A 14,480-nucleotide genomic window follows, 5' to 3' on the forward strand; every position below is an offset into this window, starting at 1 on the left:
CGTGGCCTTTCCTTTGATCTTCTGACTACAGTTTATCGAAACTTCGGCCATTCTCCTATGGTTTAACCTTTCATCAACATGACAATGTTGTAAGGTTGCATCATGGTGAGCAAAAAAAAGACGTCTTTGCCCAACTGGGCAACTGACGTCTTTACTTTCACTTCAACTCATATTCAGACTTCTTTCGTTTCACAATACAATTCCACTCTTGTCTGTAATCTGTCACCTGATACTTCAGGAGTTGAATGTAATTCGGACAGTCGTTCCTTCGCCGTACACGGATTCCAGATCGATCCGATGGTTCATTCGCGTTAACACTTCTTTGGCAATATACAGTCCCATGCCTGTGGACTCCTTGAAATGCCGCCCGTTCTCCCCGGTGAAGAACGGTTGGAAGACTCGATTCAGATCAGACTTCGGAATTCCGATGCCTTGATCCTGTACTTCCAGCACGATGGAGCGTTCCGCTTCATATGCACGCATATGGATCTTTTGCCCGCTACCCGCAGAGTACTTGATTGCGTTCGACAGTAACTGTACCAAGACAAAACGAATCCACTTGGCATCGGACTGCACAACCAGCGCAGAATCAATATGCATCTCTGGATAGACGTGATTGCGGATGAAAAATCGCTTCAGCTCATGGATCGCCTCTTCTCCAGCAGTTTTCAGTATAACGGGTTCAACACTGAAATCCTGCTCGAAGGTATCCAAGCGTGCCACATACAACACCGTTTCCAATCCCCGTCTCATCTGATCCGCTTCCTCCCGAATGCTTATAAGCCTGGGATCGTCATCTTCCTGATCTTCCACGGTCAACTCAATGACCGACAATGGTGTCTTCATCTGGTGTACCCACTGATTCATAAACGTCAGATATTCTTGCTGTCGCTGTTCCAGTCGATGCAGGTGAGCATGATACTGTCCGTATTGTGAATCAAGCAGCTTCTCCAATGCCTGTGATAATGGACTTGTTTCGTTCAAGGGTACAAATTCCTTCAACGAATCCATCGATCTGGATATCCGGGCATAAAACGAGCGATGTGAATAATAACGATAGATCAAATAGCCAACATACAAAAATAATCCCAACGCTACAGCATAAGCAGCCGTAGTCCAATCGTTGTAACCGTCATACCAGAACACGGCAACAACGGTGAACAAGATGGCAACAACCCAGCACGTTAAAGCGAGATGTTCTCGTATAAACAGTCTCATGAAGAAGAAGTCGCCTTCCAGTTGTTGTTCAACCGGTAACCCGAACCTCTGACCGTTTCCAATGCATCCGTAATGCCAAGCTCGGCTAGTCGCTTACGCACCCTTGTTACATTAACGCTAAGTGTGTTGTCATCCACAAAAGAGTCGTCCCACAGCTTCTCCAGGATGGTCTCCCTGCTCACTAGTTTGGGACTGCGGCGCAATAATGTTTCCAACAGAATCGTTTCCTTCTTCGTCAACTGCACTTTGCGATCACCCAGCTGAATCTCCAGTCTTTCCAGGTAAACGACCAAGCCATTCAGCTCTACCTTGCGTTCTTCGTCACGTGCAGCATAATCCCCATACACTCTGCGCAGCTGACTACGGATTTTGGCAATGACAATCTCATGTTCGAACGGCTTCGTAATATAATCATCCGCTCCGTTCTCCAGTGCCATGACCTGATCCATCTTTCCGCTCCGGGCGGAGATAAACAGTATCGGGCAGGTAGACAGTGTACGAATCTGGCGGCACCAATAGAAACCATCGTAACTGGGCAAGTTGATATCCAGAAGTACAACATGCGGCTGTACCTGCTCAAACTGTTGTACAACCATCTCAAAATCCTCGGCCAAAACGGCCTTGTCTCCATAACGCTCAATATGTGACTTCAATAATCCCGCAATCTTGGGATCGTCCTCTACAATCATAATGGTATACATGGTTGGGTCTCACCTCTGCCAAAATCATAACACAGGATCTGTTATCGAGCATCGATTTGCTGACGCCAATCCACAATATCTGCGTTCAACTGCTTCAGGTCACCGGAGGCTTTCTGGTCATCTGATAACTTGTACTGCTGCTTCAATGCCAGGATTCGATATACACTTTCATCTATTCTAGATTCGGAGATGTCGCCTGACTTCACTGCACTTATTAATGTATCAAAAATCGTTTTGGCACTCTCATAACTATGAGCTACCAAAAGAATGTCACTACCTGCTTTAACAGTTGCTAGTGCAACTTCATTCAACTTAAAGTTCTTCGTAATTGCTCCCATACTCAAGTCATCTGTAATGACCACACCGTCATACTTGAACTTCCCGCGCAAATGCTCACCAATGATGACATCAGATAAGGAAGCCGGATGATCGGGATCAAGCTTCGGAAACAGAATATGTGCCACCATGACTGCTTCCACTTGCTCCTTCACTGCGGCCTGGAACGGAATCCATTCAAGCTTGGCCAGTTGTTTTTCCGTTTTATTCACGACGGGCAGATCGAGATGGGAGTCCACGGACGTATCACCATGTCCCGGAAAATGCTTCACGACTGGAATAATGCCTTCACTCCGCAGACCTTTCATCTCAGCAATCCCCATACGCGATACCAGGTCTGCCGAACTGCCGAATGAACGATCTCCGATCACCGGGTTCTTCGGATTACTGTTCACATCCAGCACGGGAGCGAAGTCTACATTAAAACCTGCAAGCTGGACTTGTCTGGCCAGCAATTTCCCCATCGTTTCAGCGAGCGCGCTATCTTTTGTCTGGCCTACCTTTTTGTTGGAAGGAATGGTTTCCACCGTCTTCGGCATACGGCTGACTTTACCACCCTCCTGATCCACACTCATGAAGATGGGTACCGGATTGGACTGATTCGCTTCCTTGATGGATTGCACAAACTTGGCTGTTCCCTCGAGTGTCGATACATTATTGGCATAGAAAATAATGCCCCCTACCTTCTGATCCTTAATCATCTGTTTGGCCTGATCATCCAGCGTTGTACCCTGAACACCAGCGAGTATCATCTGTCCAATCTTCTCTTCTAACGTCAATGAACGGAGCTGCTCCTGAACTGGATCGGTTTCCTCTTGCACTTCTTCCTTAGGTGGAACGGTACTTTGCTCCGGAGATGAGGAAGTTTGTCCTGTGTTTGAGCCGGTATTTGAATGGGTATTCGAGCCTGTTTCGGAAGATGGTTTCTGAGCTTGGCCACATGCCGATAATAGTAGAACGATGCCAAGCAGAAGACACAGCATCTTTAGTGATTTTCTCCATGGATTGTTTGGGTTGAAACTATAGTTGTTCAAGGAAATTTATCCTCCTTATGTAATCTCGTCTTGGTAATTCAAAGGTTCAGGCCTAACCTTATCACAAGGTGAATGATTTTCAAAATGAGCGCTTCTGAGGATTGAATCGTTGTGCTGACATATATGCAGCGAAAAAAAAGGTTGCTATAGAACCTGAGATGTGGAACTTCAATGGTGTTGTGACTATGCGCGTGTGTGATGTATGGGAGTAATAAACAGGTGCAGCGGTGTGGAAAATGTTTTTCTATTGTGAATTTTTCATATGTTGAAATTATTGTATAGGTAGGTGAAAAAGCCGCCCAAAGGCGGCCTATTTGTTCGTTTTTGTTTCGTTGTTGTTTCATTTTCCGTTGTAAATCGTCGCCATTTGGCGTTGGTTCACTTTTTGCGAAACGTTCTTAGCCTTCAATTAATGAAGTGTTTGCAACACTTCCGTTGTAAATGGAATGATTTCGGATATGCGACCTTCCCGAACTTTGGCAGGCCATTCTGGATCACTAAGCAGAACGCGACCCAAGGCAATCAGGTCAAACTCATTATTCTCCAGCTTCTCATTCAATAGATCCAAGTGGGCATCTCCTGTTCCCTGGTTCTCAGTCGCTCTGTCCACAAATTCAGCTTCAAGCCCTACCGATCCAACCGAAATGGCTGGTTTGCCAGTGATCTTCTGTGTCCAACCCGCGAGATTCAGCTCAGATCCTTCGAATTCAGGTAACCAGAAACGTCGTGTAGAGCAATGGAATATATCCACGCCAGCAGCACTGAGTGGTGCCAGGAATTGCTCCAATTGTTCCGGCGTTTCCACCAGACGTGCTTCATAATTCCCCATCTTCCATTGGGAGAACCGGAGCACAATTGGGAAATCAGGGCCAACCGCAGCACGACAAGCTTCAATCACTTCAACGGCAAATTGGGTTCGACGTACCAAATCACCACCATAATTGTCGGTTCGTCGATTCGTCTGCTCCCAGAAGAATTGGTCAATCAGGTATCCATGGGCTCCGTGCAGTTCAATTCCGTCAAACCCGATTCGCTGTGCATCCGCTGCTGCTTGGGCATATGCCTGCACAAGCTCTTGAATCTCCTCTTCCGTTAATGGTTCACGTGATGGTTCACCTGCCATGCTAACCCCTGACGGACTTACAGGCTCAGCTTCTGCGTTAGGCAAGTCACCGGAACGTCGTGCTGTACCCACATGCCACAATTGTGGCATGATTTTGCCACCCGCTTCATGCACTGCTTTCACTACATTAGCCCATCCTTGCAACGAATCTTCACCATGGAACAATGGTATACTCGCTCCGCTGACCGAAGAAGGATGATTAATGCCTGTACCTTCCGTGATGATAAGCCCCACTCCGCCTGCTGCTCTTCGACGGTAGTATTCAGCAACTTCGGGTCCAGGTACGCCCTCTGGTGAGAATCCGCGAGTCATAGGGGCCATAACGATTCGATTAGACAAGGTTAGCTTGTCCGAGGTAAAAGGTTTAAATAATGCTGAAGGTACGTTCATCGTATATTGCTCCTTTGCAATTGGAAGTATGGAACTTTCGCATTCATGTGAAATGCGACATGCTTTTGTATATCTTAACATTTGTAATCCAGTTGACTGGTATAGGGTTATTTCTCTATCCATTTTATAGTTTCTTAATTTTATTTTCAAATTTTCGAAGTTAGTCGTTCAAACTAATCTTTTAGATAAAAAAAGAAAGCTACCTTAACGGCAGCCTCTGTCTGATCACACTACCGAAGCGGTCTGACATGCACTCTACTGTATCTTAAGGTATTTTCCCGGTCACCAATAATGTGGATGTAGCATAGTATATAATCCATAATCTTCCTTCCAATTTAATTAGCATTTACGGGGATATCATTGCGATTCACTCGAAGCAATTTCCCTGACGAAGTCGATAACACATCGGGATCAGTACCAAGACCAAAGTAGAAGTCACCCTCGTTCTCTTCGAATGACTTGGCATACGTGTCCTGATTAAAACGTAAAATCTCATTCCATGTTGTCAGATCCGTGGATTGGTAGACCCGATTGATATACAGATTGGCACTTTGACGGGTGTACGTAAGCACATACACCTTGTCATCACGTAATAGCACATCGGTCGGGAGCGCCTTGGCATCTGGCAGATTAACTCGTCTTACCTGATTAATATCTGTCATGACATTCAAGGATTTGGGCAGCAGTTGTCCATCATTGAACACGCCCCCAGCTATATAGAGCAACTTGTTATTAAAGTTAACATTTTTCCCTATCTTATTATAAGGAATCGTGCCCGTTTGATAGGTTAGTCCAGGCAGCATTTTGCTGCCATAGATGACAACATCCCGTTTCTCAAGCTTTTCATTAATCTCCAGGATATTGGTTTTGTCATTCCATATTTTATTGGCAGGATACATCATGCCAGATGCATATAATTTGCCATTCAGATGGAACATGGTATAGGCGCGGAAGCCAAACGTATTGATCGTCGCATATTTCTGCCAAGTTTCACCTTCATTATGAGAGATTAATATCGTTGGTTTGGACTCTGTACCTAGCGCGGCAAACATCTTGCCCTGATACGAAGCCAAATCGTATACGTGTACACCGAGTGGAAGATTACGATATTTGGTCCATACCTCTCCATCCAGACGATAGAAATTGCCCAGTTCCCACTTCTCACTATCCGAATCATTGCCAGGAATATATAACTTGTCGTTCAGCACTCTGTAAATGTCAATCTGTTCCTCATCCACATACATCTTCGTCGATGGCAGAATGCCCGGATTGCTGTTGGTTACCGTCTGGGTCTTGAATTTCGCATTTGCTGTATCATAATAAACGACTGGAATAGGACCTGAATTCGGCGCTATACCCAGATTACTGCTGTTCCCATGACCCAAATATATCTTGCCGTTGTACAATTGCATGTCCCAGACGTTATTGGCATATGGCGTTTTGCTAAAAGGTCTCCCCAGCAGTTCAATCTTCGATGTTACATCCGCTGAACTGATCGGTGCATTCGACACCTTGGCAAGCCCACGTTCAGTCACCGCTGGCTGACTCGTTGACGTGTTGCCTTTCAGCTTGGAGCTCCCCATAAGCATCCAGCTCACTCCAGCGACGATGGTCAAAATCATCGCTGTCCATTTCGCATGTCTCTGCATGTCCGCTTCCTCCTTCATAGTTTCACAATATTTACCTTCACACCAAGATGATACAAATTGTATCTTTTTATACTATGTAATTCGACCGGTACATGCAACAAATTCCGCCCGATCTATACAAAAAAAAGTAGACAATCACATCTGATGATGTGTTGTCTACTCGCTCTTACTATCTGTGGATTTTATTCTGCTTTCACCAAAATTTTAACCTGGTTTTTCTCTTTCAACAATGCTTCAAATCCATGTTCCACCACTTCATCCAACGAGATTCGTTTGGTTACCAGCTTGTCTGCGGGGAAGAAACCTTTATCCATTAGACTGATGACTGCCGGGAACACATCGCGATAACCGATAATGCCGTTGACCGTACGCTCTTTCATAACAATAGAGTTCGGGTGAATCGGTGCTTCCTGTTCAAAAATGCTGACGATCATTAATTCACCGCCAATACGTGTGGAATCGATCGCTTGTTGCAGTACACGTGGCACACCTGTTACTTCATAGGCTACGTTAACGCCACCTTGTGTACGCTGATGGATCTCTTCTACCACATTGAACTGCGTTGGGTCAATCACAATCGCACCCAGTTCTTCCGCTTTGGCTTTCCGTTCGTCCGATAACTCCACAACATATATATCAGAAGCTCCCGATGCTTTAAGAGCTTCAATAACTAATAATCCAATCGGGCCTGCACCAAACACGGCTGCGGTATCGCCCACTTTCAGCTTGCTTTGGCGCACGGCGTGAAGTGCTACAGCCGAAGGTTCAACCAGTGCACCTTGCTCATACGAGATTGAATCCGGTATGGCATGGACCATGTATTCTTCAGCAGTTACATATTCGGAGAATCCGCCTCCGCCACCAGCGAGTCCTAGGAAACCCATTTTATCGCACAGATTGTATTTGCCTTGTTTACAAGCTTCGCAGTGTCCACATGCATAGATCGGTTCTACAACTACACGATCGCCCGCCTTGAAACGTGTAACGCCTTCCCCTACTTCAACCACCTGTCCTGAGAATTCATGCCCCATGACTACAGGCGCTTGTTCCCCTGTTAGCGGATGTGGTGCTTGAGCCGGAATGAAAATAGGACCCGCTGTGTACTCATGCAAGTCACTGCCGCAAATGCCGCACCATTCCACTTTTATTTTGACCTTACCTTCTTCAGGGTGAGGTTCATTAATATTTTCCAGACGTAAATCTTTGACTCCGTGCCAACGTAATGCTTTCATTCATTTCATCTCCCAGATCATAATTTATAGTATAATCGGAAACGTTTCCGTAAATTAAATATGTCACATTTTAGATACGCTGTCAAACATATTTCTCCACTAATATGTCTATTTCGTGATCAAATCAAGTTCACTTTAGAGCGCTTACACGTTTATTAAAGTTATTTTAGCGGTATTGTGTAACCGATGTAATCCAAGTTATTAAGATATACCACGGCAAATAATAGTGCAGACGGAATGAAATATAATCATACCTCGGCATAAATCTGATCCATTCACGGGATACTTCATGGCTCAAATGTTATAATTAAGTTATATAACTATCGCGAATTGCATACATATTCCTAAATATTCGGAATCGTTTCCGATAAAGTGAGGTAACCGTACATTGAGGAAAGAAGAGAAACTTACGATCAAGGACGTGGCTGAGCGTGCCGGCGTGGGCATCGCTACCGTATCCCGGGCCATCAACAATTCAGAAGGTATAAGTACTAAAACACGAGATAAGGTGATGAAAGCCATAGAAGAACTGGGATTTGTACCCAACACCTCCGCACAGAGTCTGAAAATCCGGCAAACGCACCAGATCGCGCTCGTTGTACCCGATATACGTAACGCCATCATTCCGGAAATTGCCTGGTCTGTAGAGCAAACGGCGAAGCAGCACGGGTACCATGTCGTGCAAATCAATACGGCGGGCAATGCCCGAACCGAGCTGGAAACAATTCGTAATGTGAAAAAATTGCATGTGGATGGATTGATCTTCATGCCTCTGGCATATCCCAAAACGTTACCTGGACTGATTGATAAAGCGCCGCTCCCTATCTCTATGATTAACTACGGCAAGAAACTGGAACCGGGAATGAGGGCAGATATCGTCTCTCTGTCTCAACCCGAAGGCAAACTGGTGATGGAGCATCTGTTCAAAATCGGCCGGACTCGAATCGCATATGCCGGTGCACCCAAAGACATTATTGAAGAGCGCTTCCGTGCTTATGAGCAAGCTGTAGGCCATGTGGACATTTCTCTCGTCTACTTTGGTGAGGATTTTTCATTGAACACAGGTGCCAATGCTGCAGATTATTTCTATGGGCTTACGCATATGCCAGATGCAGTCTATGCCATTAATGATATGGTTGCCATCGGATTGGTTAATCGGTTCAAGGAGTTAGGGGTTCGTGTACCTGAAGATGTGGCTGTAGTGGGTGTAGATAACAATCAATGGACCACTGTCTCGTCTCCGCAGATTAGTTCTGTGTCCATTATGGGTGAAGAAGTTGCCAGACTTGCTACCGAACTGTTGTTAAAACGAATTCGGGAGATGAACACGACCGAGTACGAACACATCCAATTTGAACCGCGCTTAATCGTTCGTGAATCAAGCGTCGCCATGATTCATTCTTCCCAGCGAGGACCACACAGTTAAATTTGGTTTGGTGAGGGGATGGGTCGGTAGGAAAGAATATATTTTACGGCTCTCCCTTATTTGTTTTGCTAAACAGATATCCTAAAAAAGGTGTTGCTCAGGTCTAACTCTTTCCTGGCAGCACCTTTTTTGTTTATAATCCCATATATCTAAAGCTGCGCCTTATTCAGCACCGTTCATTCTAAGGAAGCATTTGCCTGATCGGTGTTCCGTTCAGGAACATCGCTATGTTCTCTACCGTTTGCTTATAATAGATCTCATAATTGCCACGAGTCACATAACCCAGATGCGGTGTGGCCAGGACATTGGGCAATGTTCGCATAATATGGTTAACCGGCAGCGGTTCCTGCTCATATACATCCAGACCTGCACCAGCAATCAAACCACGCTGTAATGCATCTACCATAGCTTCCTGATCGACAATACCCGCTCGCGACGTATTAATGAATAGCGCACTCGATTTCATTTGTTGAAATTCGGCTTGTCCAATCAGATTGCGCGTACGATCACTTAATACCAGATGAATGGATACAATGTCGCTCTGTGCAAGCAGTTGCTCCTTGGTCCCGGACCAGATCACACCATGTTTTCCGGCTTTCTCTCGTGTCAGATTCTCGCTCCAGGCCATCACATTCATGCCAAATGCTTGTGCGATCTCCGCCATGCGAGTGCCTATTTTGCCCAAACCGAGCAATCCAAGTGTTCTCCCATGCAGATCCAACCCTACAGTGCTCTGCCAGTTTCGATTGGAGCGAAGTGCATTATTCTCCGTAACCAGCTGTCTGGACAGTCCCAGTATTAGCGCCCACGTAAGTTCCGTTGGTGGATTAGAGCTTCCCTCGGTTCCACACACAATGATCCTTTTTTGCTCCGCAGCCTTAAGGTCTATGGACGCATTGCGCATACCACTTGTAATCAGAAGTTTTAGCTTAGGTAGCTGCGAAATAACCCTCTCCGGAAATGGTGTACGTTCCCGCATCAGGACCACAATATCGAAATCTTGCAGTTCCTGGATGACTTTTTCTTCGGAGCCCATATAGTTGTTAAATGTCTGGATCTCCACCCGATCCATCAACGAACTCCAGTCTGCCGACATCAGTGCAACGTTCTGATAATCATCCAAAACGGCACAGCGCAACTTCGTATCCATTCCTGATCTCCTCCTATATCTGCTCAAGTCTTAACTATATTGTAGCAACTTCGGCCTGATCTGCCCAATGCCCTCAGACACAGATAAGAGAAGGGAAACAACTTCCATCATCCCTGTAAAATGAGGTACTCTGCATCACGTTAATAAGTATCATTCCGATTGCTGTAACAAAGAGAGTGTGATCTGGATGGTCTGCTCTACAAACAAGCGGTCCGGTCCTGATTTCATCAATACAGTTAGTCCAATCATGGATACAACCAAAGACTGTGCTACCGCACTCGCATTCAAGTGAGCGGATAATTCCCCGCTCTGTTGGCCTCTTTCTATCGTTTCCTTGAAAAGAACACCCAGATACATCTGATGCTCCCGTGTAAGGACAGCGAATTTGTGGTCATGGGGAGCCAGTTCAACCATCGTATTAATACAAAAACAGCCATGACTAGGCTCGGTCACACTCCCCTCAGCTCCAATATGTTCAAACAGCCCACGAAAGGCCTCTCGCACCGTGGAGCCCTGTTGAAGTCTGGCTCTGACTTGAGCCGCATGCTGCGTGGTATACCTGCGAAGTGCGGTTTCGAATAATTCCTTTTTATCGCCAAAAGCCGCGTAAAGACTGGGACGTTGAATGCCCATTGCAGTCGTCAAATCACTCAAAGATGCCGCTTCGAATCCCTTGTCCCAAAATGTATGCATCGCAGCATCAAGTGCTTTATCCGTATCAAATTCCCGTTGTCTAACCATACAATTCACCTCTTTATGTATCGATCAGTATATTTATATTTTAAACTCATAACAATAAATAAGTCAAAGATCACTCATTTGAAATGAAATAAGTCCAGCTAAAAAGCGTTTTTAACTACTTTGAAACTCTCGTCCAATTCTCTGTTGACAGTGTTCATGCAAATAAAGTATGGTTATCCCGAAACATATAATACCGATCAGTACATAATAGAAAGGTGATTGCCATTCATGCTAACTTCTACTCCAGATGCACAATTATCCAATAAGGATCGCCCTGCCATGTCACGCTTAGTCGCTCTTCTCTTTGCCGTGTGCAGTGGACTTGCGGTCGCCAATATTTATTATGCTCAGCCTTTGCTGGACTCGATTGCTCATGAATTCAGCCTCTCTCCATCATCCATAGGAATTGTCATCACAGTGACTCAAATATGTTATGCCCTGGGGCTGTTTCTTCTCGTTCCACTTGGTGACCTCTTGAACCGCCGCAAGCTGATAATCATGCAAATGCTCTTATCCGTACTTGCACTGGTTATCGTAGGAACCGCACAGTCCAGCTCACTTTTATTCACGGGCATGGCTGTCGTAGGTCTGCTCGCGGTCATTACACAAACATTGGTTGCCTATGCTGCACACTTGGCTGCCCCTTCCGAACGTGGTCGCATTGTCGGACAGGTAACCAGCGGAATTGTCATTGGCATTTTACTTGCACGAACGGTTGCAGGTACGCTGAACGATTGGCTCGGGTGGAGATCGGTATATCTCTTCTCTGCCAGCCTTACTTTACTCGGAATTGTCGCCTTATTTCTTGTTCTCCCAAGGCTACAATCTCCACAAGTGAAACAAAGCTATATCCAATTACTCGGTTCCGTCTTGCAACTGTACCGTGAGTTGCGTGTGTTACGAGTACGAGGTGTGCTGGCCATGCTGATTTTTACAGCCTTCAGCATCTTGTGGACGTCCATGGTTCTGCCACTAAGCAGCCCTCCACTGTCCCTGTCTCATACGCTTATAGGTGCATTCGGTCTCGCAGGAGCGGCTGGAGCCATGGCCGCTGCCCGTGCAGGTCAACTCGCCGATCGGGGCCTTGGGCAAAAAACAACCGGTATCTCTCTTGTCATTCTGCTCTTGTCCTGGCTACCCATCGGTTATGTCCATCACTCGTTGTGGTTCCTGATCCTGGGCGTTATCCTGCTCGATCTCGCCGTGCAAGCCGTACATGTTACCAACCAGAGCCTGATCTACGAAGTTCGCCCCGAAGCACAGAGCCGCCTGACGGCAGCGTATATGATCTTTTACTCCATCGGCAGTGCAACCGGCTCCATCGTTTCTACCCAGGTGTATGCATGGGCGGGTTGGACAGCGGTTTGCTGGTTAGGTGCAGGTGTTAGTGCAGCCGCACTTCTGTTCTGGATGATCGATCGTCATATGTATCGGAATCTCGATCGTTGAATTAGTCCAGTTTATTCCACACCACAATAAAGAGGGTTGCCAACGGACCAAATAACAGGGAAATCAGAAACCAGTTCCGACCACTTCTGTTTTTCCCCTGTGCCAGTCCGGCATTAATCAAGGCAAGGGTGCCCCAACCTACATAATATTCATTGTCAAACAAACGTCATCTCTCCTTTATCCATTTCATTCTGGATGCTGTTCAAGCATCGCTTTGAGTTTACGATTACGACTCTCCAGAAATGCTTGCATGTATCTTTTTAGTACAAGGCGCTCCGCTGCCCAACCCAGTATTCCAAGTGGCGCTTCAAACCGTAGTGTGTCTCTCATGCAAGTCTTCTGATCTCCAATCGCGCTGAAATGATGTTCATGTCGCATGCTCTTGAAAGCCCCCGTCTCCATCTGATCCACAAATAGAAACGGTCGTTCAAACTGCACAATTCGGGACTTCAACTGCTGTCTAACCCCAAAATGAGTAGCCTGAAATGTAACGGTATCCCCCGCTCCAATTCTTCCTGTGGTTACTCCTGCGACGGCTCGTTCTCGCGTATGTTTCCAGACTGTCTGTGTATGTAAGTCAATATCTCGGGCATAGTCAAAGCACCGTTCAATTGAGGCATGTATCGTAATCTCGGTAGTCACTTCAATCATAGCGATCGCTCCTTGGCAGGAAAAATAAGGTCTTTGCAAAGTATACGCTTGCTACCTTGGTCGAACAACACATCTAGGATGATATAACAAAAAACGGGTCCCCTGTCTTAGTACAGGAGGCCCGTCTTTCAAAAAAATAGAATGGCAATGATGGAGTAACGATAACCATCGATATTAAATAAGCAATTCATCAATGGCAAGCGTACGCTCTTTGGAGAGATCACGATATTCTTCAGATTCCACTTTGATGAGCGGTTTGAAAATATCAGACGTATTGTTCATGACAATTACACCTTTTTCACCATTGCTGAGTAGGACTTGTTTCCCGATGAAATTAGGAAGTAAATGTTGCATCAATGCCTGAACCGGCTTTTCATTCAATTTACCAAATCCCATTCCATAAATATCTCTAAGGTTGTTGATCAGGTTTGGATTGCTTCCACCGTGACTCCCGGATCTCATGCCTATATAGATATCAGCTACAGATACGATCTGGGTATAGGGATGAATTTCACTTTTATCAAGTTGCATCGGATAACCCGACCCATCTTCCCGCTCGTGATGTTGTAGAGCAACCAGTGCTGTCGCTTCATCCGTCATCGAATTTTTGATGATTTCATGTCCATATATCGTGTGACGCTGCATTTCAAGGTGCTCGTCCGCTGTCAATGGTTCCGTTTTGTTCCGAATACGGTGGGATACTTTGCACTTTCCAATGTCATGCAGATAACCACCGCGACTAATCTGATAACTTTCTTTCTGAGAATATCCAAGCCAGTTCGCGAGGTAGAAGGACAACAACCCGACTTGAATGGAATGTGTATAGTTATTGACGTCATCCCGCTCCAGCATCATCAGGAGATGAACGACATCTTTCTGCTCATCCAGTCCCTCAACCATCGGTTGCAGTGCATCATCCACCATGGTGGCGTTGAACTTGCCAACAGTCAGAGCTTCGAGAAAAGCATTTTGATAATTATGTACAGTCTGAATAAATTGGGACTTCATCTCTTCTTCAGGCGGCTCTTCCTTCGTACTTGTACTTAACCCGGAAGCATGCTTGGCGGCTGCAGCAAAAAATTCTGCCTCCGTAATTTCCTCTTCACGTGATTCAATATCTACATAATCTACACGGTGCTGCATAAGCAAGGTAATATCCTCACCTTTGATCACAGTTCCCTTCCCGAGAACGTGTAATCCTGCATCACTGAATGTATCCGCAGTCAGACGGTCTCCGTCTTGCAGGTTCATAATATGGATTCTCAAATCGGTATTCCCCCTGAACAATTCATTATAGTAACAGCACCCAATGGAACGGGGCCACAAAAATACCTATACTTCTTTATATCGTTATAATTCTTCATTTCATACATAGTTCAA

13 protein-coding genes are annotated in these 14,480 nt (G+C 45.7%); 2 read left to right on the forward strand and 11 right to left on the reverse strand.

All coding sequences use genetic code 11. The features are described 5' to 3' along the window. Positions 1-234: 234 nt before the first annotated feature. The 6 genes from AB4111_RS03320 to AB4111_RS03345 all read right to left on the reverse strand — a co-directional run bounded on the left by AB4111_RS03320 (position 235) and on the right by AB4111_RS03345 (position 7,683). The gene (locus AB4111_RS03320; protein ID WP_442030459.1) at positions 235-1,218 is read right to left on the reverse strand and encodes a sensor histidine kinase; all 984 of its coding nucleotides are present in this window, start codon (positions 1,216-1,218) and stop codon (positions 235-237) included. Next, positions 1,215-1,919, reverse strand: coding sequence for a response regulator transcription factor (locus tag AB4111_RS03325; RefSeq protein WP_442030460.1), 705 nt, complete (start codon positions 1,917-1,919; stop codon positions 1,215-1,217). The genes AB4111_RS03320 and AB4111_RS03325 overlap by 4 nt, the downstream gene beginning before the upstream one ends. A 41-nt stretch (positions 1,920-1,960) precedes the next feature. Beyond that, the gene (gene nagZ / locus AB4111_RS03330) at positions 1,961-3,289 is read right to left on the reverse strand and encodes a beta-N-acetylhexosaminidase (RefSeq protein WP_442030461.1); all 1,329 of its coding nucleotides are present in this window, start codon (positions 3,287-3,289) and stop codon (positions 1,961-1,963) included. A 409-nt stretch (positions 3,290-3,698) separates the two neighbouring features. After that, on the reverse strand, positions 3,699-4,802 hold the full coding sequence (locus tag AB4111_RS03335) for an NADH:flavin oxidoreductase (RefSeq protein ID WP_442030462.1): 1,104 nt from the start codon (positions 4,800-4,802) through the stop codon (positions 3,699-3,701). A gap of 335 nt (positions 4,803-5,137) precedes the next feature. After that, positions 5,138-6,451, reverse strand: coding sequence for a hypothetical protein (locus AB4111_RS03340; RefSeq protein WP_442030463.1), 1,314 nt, complete (start codon positions 6,449-6,451; stop codon positions 5,138-5,140). Between the two features lie 182 nt (positions 6,452-6,633). Continuing rightward, positions 6,634-7,683: a 2,3-butanediol dehydrogenase gene (locus AB4111_RS03345; RefSeq protein ID WP_339242147.1), complete on the reverse strand. Its 1,050-nt coding sequence runs from the start codon at positions 7,681-7,683 to the stop codon at positions 6,634-6,636. A gap of 388 nt (positions 7,684-8,071) precedes the next feature. Between AB4111_RS03345 and AB4111_RS03350 the strand changes: the two genes are divergently transcribed. After that, a complete protein-coding gene (locus AB4111_RS03350; RefSeq protein ID WP_442030464.1) occupies positions 8,072-9,109 on the forward strand; it encodes a LacI family DNA-binding transcriptional regulator in 1,038 nt (345 codons plus the stop codon). A 181-nt stretch (positions 9,110-9,290) separates the two neighbouring features. On the opposite strand, the gene AB4111_RS03355 is transcribed toward AB4111_RS03350, so the two are convergent. Next, on the reverse strand, positions 9,291-10,259 hold the full coding sequence (locus AB4111_RS03355; protein ID WP_442030465.1) for a D-2-hydroxyacid dehydrogenase family protein: 969 nt from the start codon (positions 10,257-10,259) through the stop codon (positions 9,291-9,293). Positions 10,260-10,409: 150 nt separating this feature from the next. Further along, on the reverse strand, positions 10,410-11,000 hold the full coding sequence (locus tag AB4111_RS03360) for a TetR/AcrR family transcriptional regulator (protein ID WP_442030466.1): 591 nt from the start codon (positions 10,998-11,000) through the stop codon (positions 10,410-10,412). Between the two features lie 228 nt (positions 11,001-11,228). On the opposite strand from AB4111_RS03360, the gene AB4111_RS03365 reads away from it, so the two are divergent. Then, positions 11,229-12,449 (forward strand): MFS transporter, encoded by a 1,221-nt coding sequence (locus tag AB4111_RS03365; RefSeq protein ID WP_442030467.1) that lies wholly within the window; start codon positions 11,229-11,231, stop codon positions 12,447-12,449. A gap of 1 nt (position 12,450) precedes the next feature. On the opposite strand, the gene AB4111_RS03370 is transcribed toward AB4111_RS03365, so the two are convergent. The 3 genes from AB4111_RS03370 to AB4111_RS03380 all read right to left on the reverse strand — a co-directional run bounded on the left by AB4111_RS03370 (position 12,451) and on the right by AB4111_RS03380 (position 14,366). Further along, positions 12,451-12,612 (reverse strand): hypothetical protein, encoded by a 162-nt coding sequence (locus tag AB4111_RS03370; protein WP_442030468.1) that lies wholly within the window; start codon positions 12,610-12,612, stop codon positions 12,451-12,453. Positions 12,613-12,635: 23 nt separating this feature from the next. Further along, the gene (locus AB4111_RS03375; RefSeq protein WP_442030469.1) at positions 12,636-13,100 is read right to left on the reverse strand and encodes an SRPBCC family protein; all 465 of its coding nucleotides are present in this window, start codon (positions 13,098-13,100) and stop codon (positions 12,636-12,638) included. Positions 13,101-13,274: 174 nt separating this feature from the next. After that, entirely contained in the window at positions 13,275-14,366 is a 1,092-nt protein-coding gene (locus AB4111_RS03380) for an HD-GYP domain-containing protein (protein WP_442030470.1), read from the reverse strand. Positions 14,367-14,480 lie beyond the last annotated feature (114 nt).

Source organism: Paenibacillus sp. 2KB_22 (genome assembly GCF_052115745.1).
Taxonomy (GTDB): Bacteria; Bacillota; Bacilli; order Paenibacillales; family Paenibacillaceae; genus Paenibacillus.